Genomic DNA, 17,912 nt, shown 5'->3' with positions numbered 1-17,912 from the left:
CGCCCCGCGCGCGCGTGGTGCGGAGGGCGGCGCGCGGGTTCCGGCCGCCGGTGAAGCCCACCCGCCCGTCCACCACCAGTATTTTGCGGTGGCTGCGCAGGTTGGCATAGGGCATGCGCAGCACGCCCAGCGGATTGGTCATGAAGCGCGCCACCGGCACGCCGCCGCGCGCCAGCATGCGCACGATGGGCGGACGCGAGTAGCGCGAGCCGATGGCGTCGATCAGCACGCGCACCTGCACGCCGCGCTCATGCGCCTCGATCAGCGCCTGCGCCATCTCGCGGCCGATGGGGTCGTTGTCGAAGATATAGCTCTGCATCGCCACCGCGTGGCTGGCGTCGCGGATCGCCCGCAACATGGCCGGGTAGGCCTCGTCGCCGCCGGCCAGGGGCAGGACCGCGTTGCCGCCGAGCAGCCGGAAGCGGCTCACCTGGTCGCCCAGCACCTTGAGCGAGGCGAATTGCGATCCGGAAATCGGCGCGACGTCGACGGGTGCGGTCTCGACCTGCGCCGCGTCCTCCAGCATGGCCTCGTCGCGCTGCTGCGACAGCCGCGTCTTGCGGATGCGGTTGATGCCGGCCACGACGTAGATCAGCGCGCCGAACAGCGGCGACAGCAGCGTCAGGCCCACCCAGCCGATGGCCGAGCGCACGTCCTGCTTGGTCATGGCCGCATGCACGGCGGCGCCGGCGCCGGCCGCCAGGCTGACGACGAACACGATGTGCGGCCAGTATTCGAGCAGGATGGCGTGCAGGTCCATGGGCGGTCAGCGGGTCTCCGGGGTGGGCCGGCCCCATATGGGCCAACCCGAAAATGGGCCAGCCGCAAGGATAGCAAGATGTCGGATTACGGCGACTCGAGGAGAGGGCTTACGCTCGCGGAAAAAACTGTGCTAGAATTTCGCTTCTTTGCTGCCGGGTGATGAAAATCATCGGGGCGGTGGAAGAAAAGAAGCAAAAAAAAGCAGTACCAGTGGTGGCTGTAGCTCAGTTGGTAGAGTCCCGGATTGTGATTCCGGTTGTCGTGGGTTCGAGTCCCATCAGCCACCCCACAGAATTCAGTGAAATCAGCCGCCTAGAGCGGCTTTTTTCTTTTGCGCTTGGCTATTTCTAATACTCGGAGGACGCCGCGAGCTTGAACCAACGTGTCGCGATATTGCGCAGCTCAGACTCACCGGATAGCAAGTATGGTTTCGGGCGCTGATCTCGCTTAAAAAATTGCTTTTCACTATCATACGGCCGGTACTTCGCTGGTCCGCCGTTGAGACGAGCCTCTCTCGAGATCGTTGATGCTGGCCGGTTCAACTCGCGACCAATAGCTCGATAACTCGCGCCATTGGCCAGTCCTCGAGAGATCGACTCTCGCTCTTCAATGGATAGGCATTCGGCACGGCGAGTCCTAGTCCGAGGCATGATGCCTCCGTGGTACAGAAGATATGAAAAAACGGTCGCGGGAGGCTTGGCAATGTCGTATGCAATGGAGCTCATCGGGGGCCACTTGCGCCACAGCTCCCAGATCCGAGACTTCCTCTCTGCGGTCATGGCACCGTAAATACTGACCATTGCACACCTCTACTTATCAGGCTTTCAATAGGGTGCTGCACTGACCGTCTGAATCCACAATCGCTAAGATTTGGGAGATTGCCGCCCGACGCCGGAACAAAAAATGTGAGGCGAGGCGGACGGGTTCAGCTTGCATGCCGCTCAAGCGCCGTGCGGGCGCGGCGGCGTGCTGTCGTTCAGTGTGCCGGTGAGACTGCCTGCGGGAACTGCTCGTTGGCAGCCTTGCGGCGAGATGCGATGACAAATACCAGATAGAGTCCCAGCAGGACACCGATCATGCCGGCCAGTGCAGCGAACGGCGCAATGGCGTCGCGCTTGCTGTTCACGACAACGGCATCCAGCAGCGAGGGCTTGATGTCCGCCCGCTCAAGTATGTCGTTGGCGTTCTGGTAGAACATGATGGATTCCTTAAGCGAGGCCGTGTTTCCTGTCCGTACGGCTTCGGGATTCGCCAGGATGCGCGTCAATGTGTCGACCTCCGCTGACAAGGCTGCTTCGCCGCGGCGATACCTGAGCGTGCCACTGAGCGCCGAGGCGTCCTTGGCGGACGAGCCGTCCTTGGACTCTTGCTGCAACTGTATCGCGTGCGCAATTGTCAACGCGCGCTGGGCTTCCGCCAACTCCGTCTGTATGGTTTCCCTGGCGAACGCATTGTCTCGATGCAGCGCCATTTGCTGCAATTCCTCGGCATGCCGGATCTGCCTCCGGGCCTCGGCGAAGAGGTTCTTCTTGACGACCGCGCTCGTGAAATCGAGATACCGGGAAAGCCCCGTCTCTGCCTCCAGGGCCGTGGGAGCGCGATACTTCACTGCGATGTTGCCGCTACGGTCCGGTTGCGAAATTTGCAGGCCGAGCCTGAACTTATTGAAGGCTGCTGCCTGTTGCTGAGCCGTCACGGGTACGGGCAACATGGGCAGGATCTCGGCGTCGAAGAAGGCGCGCTGGTTGCTCACCATGTTAAGCATTTGCGCATACGTACCGAAAACATCCTGGCGGGTAAGCCGTGGCAGATTGTCGCGTCCACGTCCGAAATTCAATCCCTCGATGTCCGCGTCGGAGGGTTGGGCAATTGTCATCACCGCGGTTGCTCCGAAGCGCCAAACTACCCAGCCGGTCAGCGCGGCGCAAATGATGCCCAATGCCAGAGCAAGCGCGAGATAGTGCCGCCAGGTAATGGTGGCGATCGGTTTCCACCCCAATGCGGCGGAAGAAATTGGGCTTTGTTGGCTTATCGGCTGATCGGGTGGGAGATTTGCGACTGAGGACGTCGCTTGAGACATTTGGAGCATGGGACACATTTCTGGGTTGCTTGCATGCACTTCTGTGTGACAGGAAGATGCGATGCATTACGGGACTAAGCATGTATCGAAGAGTAGTATCGTAACAGGACTCAAGATCATGACATACGCAATCTAATTCGCCGATAGCCTTAAATCGCCCCCACTCGCTGCATCGACGACTCTCTATGATCGAGAATGAAGCTATTGCTTTCATATTGGCCGATTTTTAGTAAAAAAATAAACATTAAGTGTCATTTTTAACTAAATGTAACTTTTGGGGGCTTCCACTGCGTACGAGTTGCCTTGGCGCGTCATGGAACGCGGCGAAGGCCGACGTGCGCGAGGGCTGCAAGGCGTTGACTCGAATGGCCGGAACTTGGGCCCGACACGGCCGGGCAATCTTGCGGGGAGAGTTCGCGGGGCGCGAAAGCGAGCCGTACCGATACGGTCGCAAAGGAATGAGCGTCGCCTCAGTTCCCGATTGGATCCACGATCATGAGCACCCCGTAGCTGCCAGGCAGCACCGCGTGCGGGACCCCCGCAGGCGCCAGGTACATTTCACCCGCCGATACGTCGATTGTGTTGCCGTCTACCGAAAGGCATAGCCTGCCGCTGATGACGATCAACGCTTCGTTGTAATGGTGCGTTTCGTCAGGATAGGGCTGGGCATTCATCCTCAGGATCTTGATATTGCAGGCGCCGGATTGGCCCAGGATTCGGGACTTCCACTCTTCTGGCAAGTGGTCGGCGGCGTCGATCAGGTTGAACAGGCCCATGGCTGATGTGCGGGAAGAAGGGCCGACAACGCTAGCACAAGACTGAGGAATCATCAGGCAGCTTTTCGGGGCAGCGGAAAGAGGAGGTGAGAATTGCTGAACATTGGCCGGCTCCGATTTCCTAGCATTCCCTTTCAATGAAAGAAAAATGAAAGGAAGAGGAATGACAACCTGCAATGATTGCTCGGAGATCGAACCCGACAGGCGCGGCGCGGCGGGCCATGCGCACCTGGTCCACCTGGGCGAAGTGCGCAGCATGGAGGCGGCCCGCAAGGGCGCGCGGCAGGAGCTGTTCGTCTGCGCGCGTTGCGACACGGAGTGGGAATACACCCACGACAAGCGTGACGAAACCGCGGGTTGGCGCCGCGCGCAGCCAGCGTCGGAGCGCGCGTAGGCGCTGATGCGCGCCCGACGGGGGCGGCGGGGCTCGGGTATGCTGGCGTGCTTCCCAGGAGTCCGCGATGCCCATGCCCACCCCCGAAGCCATCATGCGCCACTACGATTCCGACCCGGACGAGAATCCCTGGGTCCGTGGCAAGCCCGCGCCGGAAGCCATCGCCATCGTGGCCTACGACCCGGAATGGCCGGCGCGCTATGACGGGCTGGCGGCTGACCTGCGCCGCGCGCTGGGTCCGATCGCGCTGGACATCCAGCACATAGGCTCCACCTCGGTGCCGGGCCTGCCGGCCAAGCCGGTCATCGATATCGACGTGGCCGTGGCCGACCCCACGCGCGAGGACTTGTACGTGCCGGCCCTGGAGACCCTGGGCTACGAGCTGCGCGTGCGCGAGCCGTCCTGGCACCAGCACCGCTGCCTGCAACTGGCCTCGCCGCGCGTGAACCTGCACGTGTTCGGCCCCGACTGCCCCGAGGCGATCCGCCATCGCATGTTCCGCGACTGGCTGCGCGGCAGCGCCGAGGACCGGCAGCGGTATGCGCAGGCCAAGCAGGGCGCGGCCAGCGATACGCAGGACATGACGCAGTACAACCAGCGCAAGCAGGACGTGGTGCGCGACATCTACGACCGCGTGTTCCGCGCGGCCGGTTTCATCGCCTGAACGCCAGGCCATCCAGACAGGAGCTTTGCATGAGCACGCAATCCGCCGCCGCGTCTTCCTGGACGCCGCCCGCGCCCGAGATCTATGTGCCGCGCCGCATGGCCTGCGTCGGCGTCTGGGAAGAGGCGGGCGCGGCCCTGAAGGCCTACGCCATCCATCGAGACCGCGATGCCGCCGTGCCGATCCTGCCGGCCGAGATCGCGGCGGCGGCCCGCAGCAAGGCGTTCGGCGTGCTGCAAGAGATCGAGCGCGACGCGGGTTTCCATGGCCTGGGCTATTGCATCGCGCATGTGGGCGAGGAGGCGGTGTGGCTGCTGGTCGACTGGTGGCGCGCAGGCGGCATCGTCTGCCAGAAACTGCTGTCCGCGCCGCTGTCCAGTCCAGCGGATTTCAAGACGGTGCAGGCGCCGTTCCTGGCCTGCGTCTGGGAACTTGCCGTGATCGGGCATGAGCGCGATGCCTGGGTGCGCAACATGATGCGGGCCGCGCCGGACGCGCAGGGCTATCTGGCGGACCGGCTGGCCCCGGGCGAATACTGAGTTTCCTCTTGTTTTCGGCGATGGGGCAAGCGCGCAGGCGCGCGCCAACCGACGTGCGCCTGCGCGTCGGAAGAAGGAAGAGGGGGCCTTGTACGTGGAGCTTGCCGGACGGCGGGGGCGCCGTGGCGGATGGGATCCAGGACTGCGGATGCCGCGGCCGGCGCGGCTGGCGGGAAGATGTGCGCGAACTATGAACGTGCGGTGCCTGCGCGCTGGGCGCTTTCCTTGAGACGCGCCTTGGGCGCGGGTTTCCTGGTGTCTGGCGCAACATCGAACTCTTGCTTGTTGCGTTCGCCGCGAGGGGTGTTTTCCGGGTGAGGCTTGGGAAAAGCCCAGGGCTTGGTTTTCTGATCCATTGCATGAACTCCTTGCATAGGCGGAACAGTAGCATTTGCCGGGGCCGCGAGTCAGTACGGGTTGACGTCAATATGCGTCACAACGTGATGTGACCGTTGGAATCGCGTGGTTCGACACGCGTTTGCGCGCCGGGTTCCGTGGCCGGACGCCTGGAGCGGGCGGCATGTCCCGGGTTAACCCTCTCGGGAATCGGAGCGGTCGAAAGCGCGCTGTGGCGGGCATGCCGCAAGCGAGGCGAGCTAGTGCGAAATACCTAGATGCAAACGCGTGGCGCGGGAATACGATGGGGCTGTGCACATAGGGGAGACGTTCTATGGACACCGCCAAGGAATGGTATGCAGCGGTCAAGGAATGGCAGCGCGCGCGCGACGAACTCACCACCGCGATCGCCGCGATCAAATGGCCCAGCCCCACGATGGGCTGCCTGGAAAGCTATGACCGCGCCTATGCGCATGAAACGGCGGCCCGCGAACGCATGAACCAGGCCTACGAGCGCGTCCGGCGCTAGCCGGGCGCGGCGGTGTTGCTACACTGCCGCGCATGAAGAATTCCAGCAGCGCCTTGCGCATCAGGCCGGCGCGGCGCGAAGACGCGCCCGCGCTCGTGGACCTGTTGATGCGCACCTACGAAACCACCTGGATGCCGCAGATGTCGGCGCAGGCCGATGCGCGCTTTCGCGCCAGCGGCAAGACGGCCGCCTACGTCGCCGAACGCGGGCTGCGGTTCCATGTCTGCGAACTGGACGGAACGGTCGCCGGCATGGTCGATTGGGAAGGCAACTTCATCTGGGCCCTGCACGTGCAGCCCGGCATGCAGCGGCGCGGCGTGGGCGCCGCGCTGCTGGCGCTGGCCGAGGCCGGCATGCGCCAGGCCGGCGTGCGCGAGGCGCGCCTGGAAACGGACGACTTCAATGTGAGCAGCCGGGCCTTCTATGCCCGCAATGGCTATCAGGAAATCGACACCTACCCCGACGAGGAATGGGACAGCGGTTTCACGACGGTGCTGTTGAGCAAGCGGCTGGCGGACTGAGGCTGACGTCCGGCCGCGTGGTGCATGCTCGCGGTCCGCATTCTGGCTCCATAAATCCAGGGTTTTCTGGCTCTTTGAATGGAGCCACGGTGGCGCTATCGTCGGGTTTTTCACGCACCGATTCGACCGCCGCCATGTATCTGCCTTCCGCCTTCCGCGAGGATGCCCTCGACGTCCAGCACGATTTCATCCGCGCCCATCCGCTGGGCGTGCTCATGACGGCGGGGCCGGGCGGATTGATGGCCAACCATATTCCCTGTCTGCTGTACCCCGAGGGCGAGCACGGCGTGCTGCGCCTGCATGTGGCCAGGGCGAATCCGCAATTGGCCGAACTGGCCTCGGGCGCCGAATGCCTGGTGGCATTCCACGGCCCGCAGGCCTATGTCACGCCGTCCTGGTACGCCACCAAGGCGGAGACGCACAAGGTCGTGCCGACCTGGAATTTCGTTGCCGTGCATGTGTGGGGCAAGCCGGTGATCCAGGACGATCCCGCATGGCTGCGCGCGCAGCTGGAGGCGTTGACCGAGAGCCAGGAAAAGGCCCGCGTCCTGCCTTGGCGCGTGGCGGACGCGCCGGTCGATTTCATCGCCGCGCAGATGCGCGCCATCGTGGGCGTCGAGATTCCCATCGCCCGCATCGAAGGCAAGTGGAAAGCCAGCCAGAACCGCACCCCCGCCGATCGGCAGGGCGTGGCGCAAGGCCTGGCGGAAGAGGGCGACGCAGTCATGGCGGGACTGGTGGCGCGGCGCGGCGGACTGGGCTGAGAGGCCACGCCCGCGCGTTGCGCCGGCATGGCGTCAGCTATCCGCGTGTCTGTCACGCGGTCGGTTGCGCGGCGTTGCGCGCGGCGCCGCGCGCGCCCCGGCCCCAGGCCAGGCTGCCTATCGCCGCCGCCTGCAGCAGCGCGGCGGCTACCGCGAAGCGCAGGGGCTGCTGTCCGGTCTGTTCCAGCTGCGCGCGCAGCAGGCCGAACAGCACCGGCGCGAAGGCATAGGCGGCTTGCGAGAGCGCCGTGATCAGGGGCACGACGCGCAGCGCGTCCTCGCGTGAGAACTCGGTCTGCGCGATGAGCGGCGGCAGCGAGGTGGCGTTGCCGATGCCGGACCCGAACAGCAGCACGCCCAGCCACGCGGCCCAGATCTGGCCCGGCGCCAGCGCCAGCACCAGCGAGCCGCAAAGCTGCACGCCGTAAGCCACGCAGGCCACCACGCGCCGGTCGGCGCCGGCCGGCATCAGCCAGCCCACCAGCGTGCGGCCCGCGATGGCGGCGGCGGTGGCCAGTCCCATCGCGATGCCGGCGGTCTGCGCGCCCAGCAAGGGCGCCAGCGCGGACAGCAGATGGGCGATCAGGCCGATCTGCGCGACAAGCCCCAGCGCCATGCCGGCGGCCAGGCTCAGAAAGGCGCGGTCGCGCCGCAGGCTGGGCACGCGTTCGGGCACGCCGGGGGCCGCGCTGGTCGACGCCGCGACGGCTTCGCCATCGGGATGCTGGCCCAGGCTCTGCGGGGTCGCGGTGAATACCCAGCGCGACAGCGCCGCGATCAGCGTCACCATGATCAGTCCGACCCATAGCGCGGCCCGGGGAAAGCCGGCCTGGGCGATCAGGAAGACCCACAAGGGCGAGAACAGCACGCCGCCCAGGCTGGCGCCGTTGTACGCCATGCTCAGCGCGGCCGGACGCCGGCGCGCGAACCACGGCGCGATCAGCGCATTGACGGCCGCCGGACCCAGCGCCACCCAGCCGCTGCCGCTGACCAGCGCGGCGCCGTACAGCTGCCATGGCGCCTGCGCCAGCGACCAGCCGCACACGCCCAGCGCCAGCAGCACGGCGCCGGTGGCCGTGGTCGCGGGCACGCCGACGCGCCGATAGATGCGGGGCAGGTTGGCCACCACCGCCGCGCCGGTGAGAAAGTGCAGCGTCACCGCGCCGGACACCAGCGCGAGGCTCCAGCCGCTGCGTTGCGCGACCGCGTGCAGGAACACCGGGGGGCCATAAAAACCCACGCCCCAGCCGAAGATGGCCAGCGCGAAGGCGGCGTAAACAACGGTCCAGCCAAAGAACTTCCGGGGGCTGCGCATGGCGTTGCGGGTGTCTTGTTTCGATGAGCCGCAGTATGCTTGGGCCTGCGCACTACACTTCGATCAAGGCCGAAACATGGATTCCGACTTCGCCGACAGCCAGCTTTCCTCTGTCGCCGGCGCCATCGCCGATCCGGCGCGCGCGCGCATGCTGTGCCTGCTGCTGGACGGCCGCGCCCGCACCGCCACCGAGCTGGCCGCGGCCGCCGAGATCGGCGCGTCCACGGCCAGCAGCCATTTCCAGCGCCTGCGCGACCAGGGGCTGGTCGAACAGGCGGCGCAGGGCAAGCATCGCTACTACCGGCTGGCCAACAGCGAGGTGGCGCGCGCGCTGGAGGCCCTGCTGGTGGTGGCCGGCGCCGAGCGCACGCCGTTCAAGCCCAGCACGCCATCGGCGCTGCGCGAGGCGCGCACCTGCTACGACCACATGGCCGGCACCCTGGCGGTGCGCATGCACGACGCGATGCTGGCGCGCCAGTGGCTGACGGCCGACGGCAAGGACTACGCGCTGACCCCGCTGGGCGAGGCCTCGCTCGCGCAGATCGGCGTGGACGCGGTAGAGGCGCGCCGCCGCCGTCGCCGCTTCGCCTGCCCTTGCCTGGACTGGAGCGAGCGCCGCCCGCACCTGGGCGGCGCGCTGGGCGCGGCCTTGCTGGACGCGCTGACCGAGCGCGGCTGGGTCAGCCGCGACCTGGATTCGCGGGCGCTGCGCCTCACGCGCAAGGGCGAGCGCCAGTTCCCGGTGTTCTTCGGCGATGCCAGCGCGCTGGCCGCCGAGGGCAAGGACTGGGACATCGCGTCCCGTCCGGCCGCGGCCTAGTGTGCTGTCCAGACTTCGACATTCGGGCCGCGAATGCGGCCCTTTTCACATGGGCGCGGACTGGCCGCGTCCATGATCTTTCCTTTCTCAACCTGCTACAGGAGTTTGCCGTGCCTACGCTGGCGCTGCCCGCAATCCGTCTGGCCTTGGGCCTGGTGACGGAACTGCGCATCGACGTGAATCACACGCCGGACGAAGTGGAGTCCGAACTGGACGCCATCCGCAATCGCATGAGCCGTCCTTCGGACCGGCTGTATGGGCTGCCAGAGGTCCGCACCGACATCCCTGGGCTGGCGCTGCGCCACCGCGAGGCGGATGGCGAGTACTACGTCTACGTGGTGGATCTGCGGCGCGACCGGGTGGCGGGCTACACGGTGTTCAACCGGCTGATCGAAGTCGGACGGCGCGCCGATCCCTATCTGCGCGCGCCGCATTCGAAATACGCCGCGCCCTATCAGCGCATGGGGCTGGCGACGGCCGTGTACCGCTGGGGGCTCGACGCGGGGCTGTGCATCATGAGCGGGGCGCGCCAGTCGGAAGGCGCGCATCGCCTGTGGCTGGGACTGGCGCGCGACTACGAGCTGGGCTACGTGGACCTGCGGCGCAAGCGGCTGAGCTACCTGGGCCGCGAGGTGGACGCGGCCGTGCTGGGCGATCTGCACACGCGCATGGTCCTGCTGGGTCGGGGCTGGACGCTGGAGCGGCACATGCAGGCGACGGGCATGACTTGGTCCGAAGGTGCGCGTACGCAACAGGGGCTAGGGTAATCCCGAGATCGATGCCTGGCCGGCCGGCCTGGCGCACCTTGTCATTGGCCGGCAGGCCGCGTCAGGCTTGCCGATGAGCCAATCTGCCGGACGCCGCGAGCCGGCCAATGAAAACGGGGACGAGCCTGGTTCGGCGCAACAGTGTTTCCGTCTTCTGCCGTCGTTACAAAACATATCCGAACTGTCATGAACAGGCGGGGTATGCTGGATCGCAGATAGAGGGCATCCGAAGTGCATCAGAACAACTTGATCTACAAGGGATACCGCCTGACGGCCAGAGTATCCCGGGGCGCGGGCGCCGAGGTCCAGGCGCTGTCCAGCGGCCCCATCTTCATCGCATCGATCACCGTGGTCCAGGCGGGCGCCGTGCAGGATGGCGGCGACGAATATCCGGTACCGCGCTTCGCCGAGGGCGGCTATGTCTACAGTCCGCGCGAGGCGGTGCACGCCGCGATACTGCATGGCCGCGAAATCGTCGACGGCCTGACCAGCGTTCCTTCCTGACGGCGCGCCGCGCTCAGTCCGCGAAGACCTCGCGCCAGTCGCGCGTCTTGGCCAGCGTCTGCACGGTGGCCGACTGTTCCAGGATCGCCACCGCCTTCTTGAACTCCTCGGCCGAGGCGCCGTCCTCCAGGATGACCATGCGCGAGTTGCGCGCGTCGGCCATCTTCACGTCCGACATCTTGCCGTGGGTCTGGTAGACCTGGGTCCAGTCCATCTTCTTGCCAGCCTTGAGCGCGATCGGCTCGATATAGGTCAGCGCGGTGCTGCCCGCGGCCCGCACGGCATAGGCGAAATCCGCGGTGTGGCCGCTGCTGCCCTTGGCGCGGGCGCCCTTGACCATGCGGTTGGCGCCCACGGCCTCGGCCAGCGCGCGGCCGACCTGGGCGCGAAAGCGCAACTGGCTGAACCTGGGCATCCACTTGGCGCACTGGAACGACAGCGCCATGGCCAGCTTGACCGCGTCCCACAGCGCTTCCTGCAGCTGCTCGTTGGGGCCGGAGGCGACGATGGCGCCGGACTTGTCGAAATGCGCCAGGCTCACGCCGGGCGTCTCGTTCAGGATGTCGATGCGCTTGGCCGCCACGTCGATGCCGTAGCTGGCTGCGTGCATGGCGGTTTCACAGGCGTCGGTCAGGTAGAACGAGGCGTCGTCGGGGCGCGCGATGAAGAAGGCGGCGTGCTGTCCATCCAGGCCCAGCGTCATGGGCGATACGGCGCGGATGGCGTGTTCGCCCGCGGGCAGGACGGTCCAGCCCGAGGCTTCCAGGAAAGTGCTCATAGGATCAATTCGATTTGGCGGCCTTTGAGCGGATGCGCGAAGCCGCCGGTCAGCGTGAGATTCGCGCGCGGCAGGAAATGCTGCATCAGCGCGGCGATGGTCTGCAGCGGCGGCGTCACCGGCTCGGCATAGCCTTCTCCCGCGTCCACCCACAGATGCTCGTGGCTGCGGTCGGCCAGCGGCTTGCGGAACAGCGGCCGGCCTTCGCCCACCAGGCTGGTATGGAAGGAGTCGTCGGTATCCACGCCGTACACGCGATGCGGGCCCACGAACAGGCTGGCGCAGAAGGTCTCGGCCAGGAAGATCGTGGCCTGGCCGTGCACATCGGTGCGCGCCGCGCGGTAGGTCACGCGGAAGATCACGTCCTCGCGCACTTCGCCCTTGACCTTGCAGGGGCTGGAGAACTCCATCCATTGCACGTTGTTGGCCGCCGGCTTCGGCGCCCAGGCAACCGGCTTTACGGTTTCCTTGGGTTCGGCAAGGATCTCTTGCACCTCATCAACGGTGATTAAGGGTTCGGACTTGTTGGCCATGAAACGGATATCGGGTCTGGGTCGCGCTGTCGTGGGGGCGCTGCGCCGCTCGCGGGCAGCGGCGGGATACTCACGCGTGCAACATTGCGAGGGGGCGTAATCTTACAAGAAGCGGCGCGATCACGTACTCGCGCTGTATATCCATACAGCGCGAGCGCGGCGCTCGCCGGCCTACAGCTGGCCGGCCGAGAAGGTATCGCACTGCTTGAGGCTGCCGCCTTCCAGGCCGCGCTTGAACCAGCGCACGCGCTGTTCCGAGGAGCCGTGGGTGAAAGTGTCGGGGACGACATAGCCCTGGCTCTGCTTCTGCAGCCGGTCGTCGCCGATGGCCGTGGCGGCGGCCAGCGCTTCTTCCACGTCGCCGCTTTCCAGGATCTGGCGGGCGGCGTTGGCGCGCTGCGCCCACAGGCCGGCGAAGCAGTCGGCCTGCAGTTCCATGCGCACGGACAGCGCGTTGGCCTGAGACGGGTTGCGGCGGCGCAGGTTGTCGACCTGGTCCGAGATGCCCAGCAGGTGCTGCACGTGGTGGCCGACCTCGTGCGCGATCACGTAGGCCTGGGCGAAATCGCCCGGCGCCTTGAAGCGGTTCTTCAGCTCGTCGAAGAAGGCCAGGTCGATGTACACCTTGCTGTCGCCGGGACAGTAGAACGGCCCCATCGCCGACTGGCCGGTGCCGCAGGCGGTGGGGGTGGCGCCGCGGAACAGCACCAGCTTGGGCGGCGCGTAGCGGCGGTTCAGGTCGTTCTGGAAGATCGCGGCCCAGGTGTCCTCGGTCTCGCCCAGCACCTTGGCCACGAAGCGGGCCTGCGGATCGTCCGCCGGCGGGCGCTGCGCCGGAGCCTGCTGTTGCTGCGTGGCCGGGCCTTCGGCCATCTGCAGCACGACGTTGGGATCCACGCCGAAATACATGGCCACCAGCGCCAGCACGATGGTGCCGATGCCGATGGTGCCGCGACCGCCGATGCGCGGGCCGCTCGCGCGGCGGTCTTCCACATTGTCGCTTTCGCGCGAGTCGTCCAAACGCATTTTCTTCTCCGGGCGGGCCTGCGGGCCCGCCATATTGCATCGCCGCGCTTGCCTGCGCGGCCTTCAGGAGTGTTAGGATAAACCCATGGCTCTGTTTCTATCCATTCATCCCGAGAATCCCCAACCTCGCCTGCTCAAGCAGGCGGCCCAGTGGCTGGGCGAAGGGGGCCTGGTGGCGGTGCCCACCGATTCCAGCTACGCGGTGGTGGCGCGGCTCGACGACAAGAACGCCGCCGACCGCCTGCGCCGGCTGCGCGGCCTCGACGACCGCCATCATCTGACCGTGCTGTGCCGCGACCTGGCCGAGATCGGCCACTTCGCCCGGGTCGACAACCGCCAGTACCGGCTGCTCAAGGCCGCCACGCCCGGCCCCTGGACCTTCATCCTGGAAGCCACCAAGGAAGTGCCGCGGCGCGTTTCGCATCCCTCGCGCAAGACCATCGGCATCCGCGTGCCGGATCACCTCGTCCTGCTCGGCCTGCTGGAGCAGACTGACGGGCCGCTGCTGTCGACCACGCTGATTCCCAAGGACGAGTCCGACGCGCTCAACGACGCCGAGGACATCCGCGCTCGCTACGACCACGAACTCGCGGCCATCCTCGACGCGGGCGCCTGCCCGCAATCGCCCACCACCGTCATCGACCTGACCAGCGACGAGCCTGTCGTCGTGCGCGTCGGGCGCGGCGATCCCGCCAGCCTGGGCCTGGCCTGAGCGCCGGGCTTGCGGGCTGATCCAAAAAGAATCTTCGCTGCCTTGGGGCGCGCCGGCTGCGGCACTCTACAATCCGGTTCGCCATGAACGACATCATCCAAACCATCGCGGTCTACGCGCTGCCGGTCATCTTCGCGATCACGCTGCACGAGGCGGCCCACGGCTATGTGGCGCGCCTGTTCGGCGATCCCACGGCCTACCAGGCCGGACGCGTCAGCCTGAATCCCGCGCGCCATATCGATCCGGTCGGCACGCTGCTGGTGCCGGTGGCGATCCTGCTGGCGTCCAAGCTGCTGGGCAGCCCGGGCATGCTGTTTGGCTGGGCCAAGCCCGTGCCGGTCGATTTCGGGCGCCTGCGCCGGCCCAAGCAGGACATGCTGTGGGTGGCGCTGGCCGGGCCGGCGGCCAACATGCTGATGGCCGTGCTGTGGGCCCTGGCGCTGCGGCTGTTCCTGGAATCGGGCATGCAGGAGAGCTTCTGGTTCGAGATGGGCGTGGCCGGCGTCAACGTCAATCTGGTATTGATGGCGCTGAACCTGCTGCCGCTGCCGCCGCTGGACGGAGGACGGATCGTTTTCAGCCTGCTGCCCAACCGGCTGGCCTGGCAATACTCGAAAATCGAGCCCTACGGGCTGATGATCGTGGTGGTGCTGCTGGCCACCGGCGTGCTGTGGACCTTGATGCGTCCCATAATCGGGCTCGGTACCTCGATCGTCCAGTGGTTTCTGCTATAGGATTCCCGCCAAATTCCGTTAAACTCGTCGGTTTAATCGATTGTGGCCCTGAGGCAATCCCGCCATGGGGCTATGGAGCCTCTCATCTATGGCATCCCCTGCAACCGCCGCAGGCGTTGGTTCCCAGGGCAGTTCGTCCCAGGGCAATTCGTTCCAAGGCAGCATGGTGGCCCTGGTCACCCCCATGCGGGCCGACGGCAGTCTTGATTACGCCGCCTACCGGTCGCTGATCGACTGGCATGTCCAGGAAGGCACGGACGCGCTCGTGGTGGTCGGCACCACCGGGGAGTCTCCCACCGTCTCGATGGAAGAGCACGCCGAGCTGATCCGCGTCGCCGTCGAACACGCCGCCGGCCGTATCCCGGTCATCGCCGGCGTGGGCGCCAACTCCACCGACGAAGCCATCCACCTGACCCGCCACGCCAAGGCCGTGGGCGCGCAGGCCGGCCTGTCGGTCGTGCCGTACTACAACAAGCCCTCGCAAGAAGGCCTGTACCGCCATTTCCGCGCCATTGCCGAAGCGGTGGACCTGCCGACCATTCTCTACAACGTGCCGGGCCGCACCGTTGCCGACATGAGCAACGAGACGGTCCTGCGCCTGGCGCAGGTGCCCGGCATCATCGGCATCAAGGACGCCACCGGCGACATCGCGCGCGGCGGCCTGCTGCTGCGCGAGGCGCCGGCCAGCTTCCAGGTCTTCAGCGGCGACGATCCCACCGCGGCCGCCCTGATCCTGCTGGGCGCGCGCGGCAATATTTCCGTGACCGCCAACGTGGCGCCGCGCCTGATGCGCGAGCTCTGCGCGGCCGCCCTGGCTGGCGACGTGCCCAAGGTGCGTGAACTTAACGCCCGCCTGGCGCGTCTGAACAAGGCCTTGTTCGTCGAGGCCAATCCCATTCCCGTCAAGTGGGCGCTTGCCCAGATGGGCCGCAGCGAGCTGGGCTACCGGCTGCCGCTGGTCGAGCTCGGTGCGCAGCACCATGAGACGGTGCGCCGCGCCCTCCAGGAAGTGGGCCTGCTCTAAATATCGTGAGGATAAGTATGAACAAGCGTCATGCCGGCCTGTCGGCATTGATGTCCCTGGTACTGTTGGCCGGTTGCAGCGAGGTCAATCAGTTCCTGGGCAAGGAAGAATCCGTCAACTACAAGAGCGCGGTCAGCCAGCGTGGCGAGCCCCTGAGCATCCCGCCCGACCTGACCCAGGCTGCCAGCGATCCGCGCTATCGCGCGCCGGCGTCCGGCTCGACCACCTACTCGCAGTTCCAGCAGCAAGGGCAGACCCAGGCCACCGCGCCCAAGTCCACCAATGTGCTGCCAGACCGCCAGGACATGCGCGTCGAGCGCGACGGCGACCTGCGCTGGCTGGTCATCAACCGTCCGCCCGAAGACATCTTCCCGCGCGTCGTGGACTTCTGGACCGAGAACGGCTTCACGATCCAGGGCAACAATCCCAAGGCCGGCCTGATCGAGACCGACTGGGCCGAGAACCGCGCCAAGATCCCGGAAAGCTGGCTGCGCCAGGCGCTGGGCAGCGTGCTGGAACAGGCCTGGGATAGCGGCGAGCGCGAGAAATTCCGCACCCGCGTCGAGCGCGTCAACGGCCACACCGAGATCTACGTCAGCCATCGCCAGATGCTGGAAAAGCGCGTCGGCTCCGACGGCTCGCAGGTCCAATGGCAGAACGGCAAGGAAGATCCGGGCCTGAACGCCGCCATGCTGGCCCGCATGCTGGTGTTCCTGGGCACCGACGTCGACAATGCCCGCAAGCTGGTGCAGCAGGCCGAGGCCGCGCCGCAGAAGCCTGCCGTGCAGCAAGACGTCCGCGCCCAGGGCGCGCAGCTGGTCGTCGACGAGTCCTTCGACCGTGCATGGCGTCGCGTCGGCGTGGCGCTGGACAGCGGCGGTTTCGCCGTGGAAGACCGCGACCGCTCCGCCGGCGACTACTTCGTGCGCTACGTCGACACCGACACCGGCGAGAAGAACGAACAGCCGGGCTTCTTCAGCCGCATGTTCTCGGGCGACAAGAAGGCGCAGGCGCCGCAATACCGCATCCACGTGGCCGGCTCGGGCAACCAGACCAACGTCACGGTCCTGGACGCGAACGGCCAGCGCGACAGCAGCGCCACCGCTCAGCGCCTGCTGAGCGTCCTGAAGGACAAGATGTAAACCTGGCTCGCGGCGGGCATCACGCCCGCCGGCTGGCATCAGGCCCAGGCCCCGGTTTTCCGGGGCCTTTTCCTTTTCGGGCGGGCCACGTGCCTGACCGTGTTTTCCGTGCGCGCGGACAGCAAAAAGCCCCGGCCATGCCGGGGCTTTTCTTCGACCACAGAGCGGGGGTTCTGCGCTGCGGCGGATTACGACGCCGGAGTGGTCGAGCCGCCGGGCGTGGTGGAGCCGCCGCCGGGCGTGGTGTTGGGCGCGGGAGCCGGCGCTGGCGAGGTGCCCGAGGGCGCGGGGGCGCTGGTGGCCGGAGCCGGGTTGGAAGCGGGCGGCGCCGTCTCGTCCTTCTTGTTGCACGCGCTCAGCGCGACGGCCAGCACCGAGGCAACGATCAAGGTTTTGCTCATCATTTTTGGACTCCTGTAGATGATGACTCTTGAAACCCACTCAGGGGAAACCAGGAGTCAGGCTACAGGAACTCGATGTGCGAGCCGGTTTGCAAATTAAAGCGGTGGCATCCCAAAGGCAACAAACCTTTCCGCGCGGTGTGATGTCTTTCCTTATGTGTCCCCGCGCACAGACCTGATTGCGTTCTGTGCGCGATGGATACGCGCAGGTGTCCGGATCCTACAGCGCGCTGCGGGATCCGGCCCGGCGAACGCTAGGCCGCTACGTAGCGGATCCAGCCGGAATCCAGCCAGTCGGCCAGGCAGGACCGCGCCTCGTCCGACAGCTTGGCGCACAGCGGATCGGCGCAATCCAGGCGGCGGGCGTCGGCCAGCTTGCGCAGCGCGCCGTCGGCCGGGACCATTGCGGTCTCGCCGTTGATGAAGAGCTGCTTGCCGCGATAGAGCATGCGGCTGCGGCGATCCAGCAGCAGGTTGCCGGACGCGGGCCAGTCTTCTTCCAGGTCCACGTCCATGCCCTCGGGCGCATCGAACACGCTGAGGTTGCTGGGCTCGGTCAGCCAGCAGCCCAGGAAGCGCGACGCCAGCGCTTCGTCGAAGCGCAGCTTGTCGACGGTTTCCAGCGTGGCGGCGATCAGGCCGTCAGGCAGTTCCGCCGGCGTGGCGACCGCCGGCTGCGCCGGATCGCGGTAGACGGCCGACAGCTTGGGGCCGGGCAGCGCCGGCTCGCCGTAGGGACCGCCCAGCAGGCCGACGCGCGCCATGACCTGGTCGGCGGCCGCTTCCAGCAG

23 protein-coding genes and 1 tRNA gene are annotated in these 17,912 nt (G+C 66.5%); 14 read left to right on the top strand and 10 right to left on the bottom strand.

Going from position 1 to position 17,912, the window contains the following annotated elements; all coding sequences use genetic code 11:
* A partial coding sequence (locus KDH83_RS21140; protein ID WP_249205253.1) for a phospholipase D-like domain-containing protein occupies positions 1-760 on the bottom strand: 760 nt, incomplete at its 3' end.
* 215 nt (positions 761-975) lie between these two features.
* Here KDH83_RS21140 and KDH83_RS21135 point away from each other — a divergent pair.
* Positions 976-1,051: transfer RNA gene (locus KDH83_RS21135), tRNA-His, on the top strand.
* A gap of 687 nt (positions 1,052-1,738) precedes the next feature.
* Here the strand turns inward: KDH83_RS21135 and KDH83_RS21125 are convergent.
* Both KDH83_RS21125 and KDH83_RS21120 read right to left on the bottom strand, forming a co-directional pair.
* Positions 1,739-2,851, bottom strand: coding sequence for a hypothetical protein (locus KDH83_RS21125; RefSeq protein ID WP_212319490.1), 1,113 nt, complete (start codon positions 2,849-2,851; stop codon positions 1,739-1,741).
* Between the two features lie 461 nt (positions 2,852-3,312).
* The gene (locus KDH83_RS21120) at positions 3,313-3,618 is read right to left on the bottom strand and encodes a cupin domain-containing protein (protein ID WP_212319488.1); all 306 of its coding nucleotides are present in this window, start codon (positions 3,616-3,618) and stop codon (positions 3,313-3,315) included.
* Between the two features lie 163 nt (positions 3,619-3,781).
* Here KDH83_RS21120 and KDH83_RS21115 point away from each other — a divergent pair, with 163 nt between their 5' ends.
* From KDH83_RS21115 to KDH83_RS21105, 3 genes are all read left to right on the top strand, one after another.
* Complete coding sequence (locus tag KDH83_RS21115) at positions 3,782-4,012, top strand: hypothetical protein (RefSeq protein ID WP_212319485.1); 231 nt, start codon at positions 3,782-3,784, stop codon at positions 4,010-4,012.
* 67 nt (positions 4,013-4,079) lie between these two features.
* Entirely contained in the window at positions 4,080-4,676 is a 597-nt protein-coding gene (locus KDH83_RS21110; protein WP_249205252.1) for a GrpB family protein, read from the top strand.
* 29 nt (positions 4,677-4,705) lie between these two features.
* Positions 4,706-5,215, top strand: coding sequence for a hypothetical protein (locus KDH83_RS21105; RefSeq protein ID WP_249205251.1), 510 nt, complete (start codon positions 4,706-4,708; stop codon positions 5,213-5,215).
* Positions 5,216-5,403: 188 nt separating this feature from the next.
* On the opposite strand, the gene KDH83_RS21100 is transcribed toward KDH83_RS21105, so the two are convergent.
* Entirely contained in the window at positions 5,404-5,571 is a 168-nt protein-coding gene (locus tag KDH83_RS21100) for a hypothetical protein (protein ID WP_199770901.1), read from the bottom strand.
* Between the two features lie 314 nt (positions 5,572-5,885).
* Here KDH83_RS21100 and KDH83_RS21095 point away from each other — a divergent pair, with 314 nt between their 5' ends.
* The 3 genes from KDH83_RS21095 to KDH83_RS21085 all read left to right on the top strand — a co-directional run bounded on the left by KDH83_RS21095 (position 5,886) and on the right by KDH83_RS21085 (position 7,365).
* Positions 5,886-6,080 carry a hypothetical protein gene (locus KDH83_RS21095; protein ID WP_212319483.1) on the top strand — a complete coding sequence of 65 codons (195 nt, stop codon included), beginning with the start codon at positions 5,886-5,888 and terminating at the stop codon, positions 6,078-6,080.
* Positions 6,081-6,112: 32 nt separating this feature from the next.
* Positions 6,113-6,601, top strand: a complete 489-nt coding sequence (locus KDH83_RS21090) for a GNAT family N-acetyltransferase (protein ID WP_212319482.1) — start codon at positions 6,113-6,115, stop codon at positions 6,599-6,601.
* A 134-nt stretch (positions 6,602-6,735) separates the two neighbouring features.
* The gene (locus tag KDH83_RS21085) at positions 6,736-7,365 is read left to right on the top strand and encodes an FMN-binding negative transcriptional regulator (protein ID WP_212319480.1); all 630 of its coding nucleotides are present in this window, start codon (positions 6,736-6,738) and stop codon (positions 7,363-7,365) included.
* A 52-nt stretch (positions 7,366-7,417) separates the two neighbouring features.
* Here the strand turns inward: KDH83_RS21085 and KDH83_RS21080 are convergent, their stop codons facing one another.
* Complete coding sequence (locus tag KDH83_RS21080) at positions 7,418-8,680, bottom strand: MFS transporter (protein WP_212319478.1); 1,263 nt, start codon at positions 8,678-8,680, stop codon at positions 7,418-7,420.
* 76 nt (positions 8,681-8,756) lie between these two features.
* Between KDH83_RS21080 and KDH83_RS21075 the strand changes: the two genes are divergently transcribed.
* The 3 genes from KDH83_RS21075 (at position 8,757) to KDH83_RS21065 (ending at position 10,771) form a co-directional block, all read left to right on the top strand.
* A complete protein-coding gene (locus KDH83_RS21075; RefSeq protein ID WP_212319475.1) occupies positions 8,757-9,500 on the top strand; it encodes a helix-turn-helix transcriptional regulator in 744 nt (247 codons plus the stop codon).
* A 110-nt stretch (positions 9,501-9,610) separates the two neighbouring features.
* A complete protein-coding gene (locus KDH83_RS21070; protein ID WP_212319473.1) occupies positions 9,611-10,267 on the top strand; it encodes an N-acetyltransferase in 657 nt (218 codons plus the stop codon).
* A 231-nt stretch (positions 10,268-10,498) separates the two neighbouring features.
* A complete protein-coding gene (locus KDH83_RS21065) occupies positions 10,499-10,771 on the top strand; it encodes a hypothetical protein (protein WP_212319471.1) in 273 nt (90 codons plus the stop codon).
* Positions 10,772-10,784: 13 nt separating this feature from the next.
* On the opposite strand, the gene KDH83_RS21060 is transcribed toward KDH83_RS21065, so the two are convergent.
* The 3 genes from KDH83_RS21060 to KDH83_RS21050 all read right to left on the bottom strand — a co-directional run bounded on the left by KDH83_RS21060 (position 10,785) and on the right by KDH83_RS21050 (position 13,108).
* Complete coding sequence (locus KDH83_RS21060; protein WP_103275550.1) at positions 10,785-11,549, bottom strand: DUF1828 domain-containing protein; 765 nt, start codon at positions 11,547-11,549, stop codon at positions 10,785-10,787.
* On the bottom strand, positions 11,546-12,082 hold the full coding sequence (locus KDH83_RS21055) for a hypothetical protein (protein WP_212319469.1): 537 nt from the start codon (positions 12,080-12,082) through the stop codon (positions 11,546-11,548). The genes KDH83_RS21060 and KDH83_RS21055 overlap by 4 nt, the downstream gene beginning before the upstream one ends.
* A gap of 171 nt (positions 12,083-12,253) precedes the next feature.
* A complete protein-coding gene (locus KDH83_RS21050; RefSeq protein WP_212319467.1) occupies positions 12,254-13,108 on the bottom strand; it encodes a neutral zinc metallopeptidase in 855 nt (284 codons plus the stop codon).
* An 85-nt stretch (positions 13,109-13,193) separates the two neighbouring features.
* On the opposite strand from KDH83_RS21050, the gene KDH83_RS21045 reads away from it, so the two are divergent.
* The 4 genes from KDH83_RS21045 to bamC all read left to right on the top strand — a co-directional run bounded on the left by KDH83_RS21045 (position 13,194) and on the right by bamC (position 16,720).
* Positions 13,194-13,820: an L-threonylcarbamoyladenylate synthase gene (locus KDH83_RS21045; RefSeq protein ID WP_212319465.1), complete on the top strand. Its 627-nt coding sequence runs from the start codon at positions 13,194-13,196 to the stop codon at positions 13,818-13,820.
* 83 nt (positions 13,821-13,903) lie between these two features.
* Complete coding sequence (locus tag KDH83_RS21040) at positions 13,904-14,554, top strand: site-2 protease family protein (protein WP_212319463.1); 651 nt, start codon at positions 13,904-13,906, stop codon at positions 14,552-14,554.
* 163 nt (positions 14,555-14,717) lie between these two features.
* Positions 14,718-15,578 carry a 4-hydroxy-tetrahydrodipicolinate synthase gene (gene dapA, locus KDH83_RS21035; protein ID WP_212319494.1) on the top strand — a complete coding sequence of 287 codons (861 nt, stop codon included), beginning with the start codon at positions 14,718-14,720 and terminating at the stop codon, positions 15,576-15,578.
* 17 nt (positions 15,579-15,595) lie between these two features.
* Positions 15,596-16,720 carry an outer membrane protein assembly factor BamC gene (gene bamC, locus KDH83_RS21030; protein WP_212319461.1) on the top strand — a complete coding sequence of 375 codons (1,125 nt, stop codon included), beginning with the start codon at positions 15,596-15,598 and terminating at the stop codon, positions 16,718-16,720.
* A 188-nt stretch (positions 16,721-16,908) separates the two neighbouring features.
* Here bamC and KDH83_RS21025 read toward each other — a convergent pair whose 3' ends face one another.
* Together KDH83_RS21025 and KDH83_RS21020 are read right to left on the bottom strand one after the other, a co-directional pair.
* Entirely contained in the window at positions 16,909-17,124 is a 216-nt protein-coding gene (locus tag KDH83_RS21025; protein WP_212319459.1) for an endopeptidase, read from the bottom strand.
* Positions 17,125-17,375: 251 nt separating this feature from the next.
* Positions 17,376-17,912: winged helix domain-containing protein (locus KDH83_RS21020; RefSeq protein ID WP_349291648.1), on the bottom strand; the 537-nt coding region annotated here is incomplete at its 5' end.

The sequence above is a fragment of the Achromobacter sp. Marseille-Q0513 genome (assembly GCF_018195695.1).
Taxonomy (GTDB): domain Bacteria; phylum Pseudomonadota; class Gammaproteobacteria; order Burkholderiales; family Burkholderiaceae_B; genus Achromobacter.
Note: the sequence above shows the minus strand (reverse complement) of the source record. Positions and strands in the feature narration are given on the sequence as shown.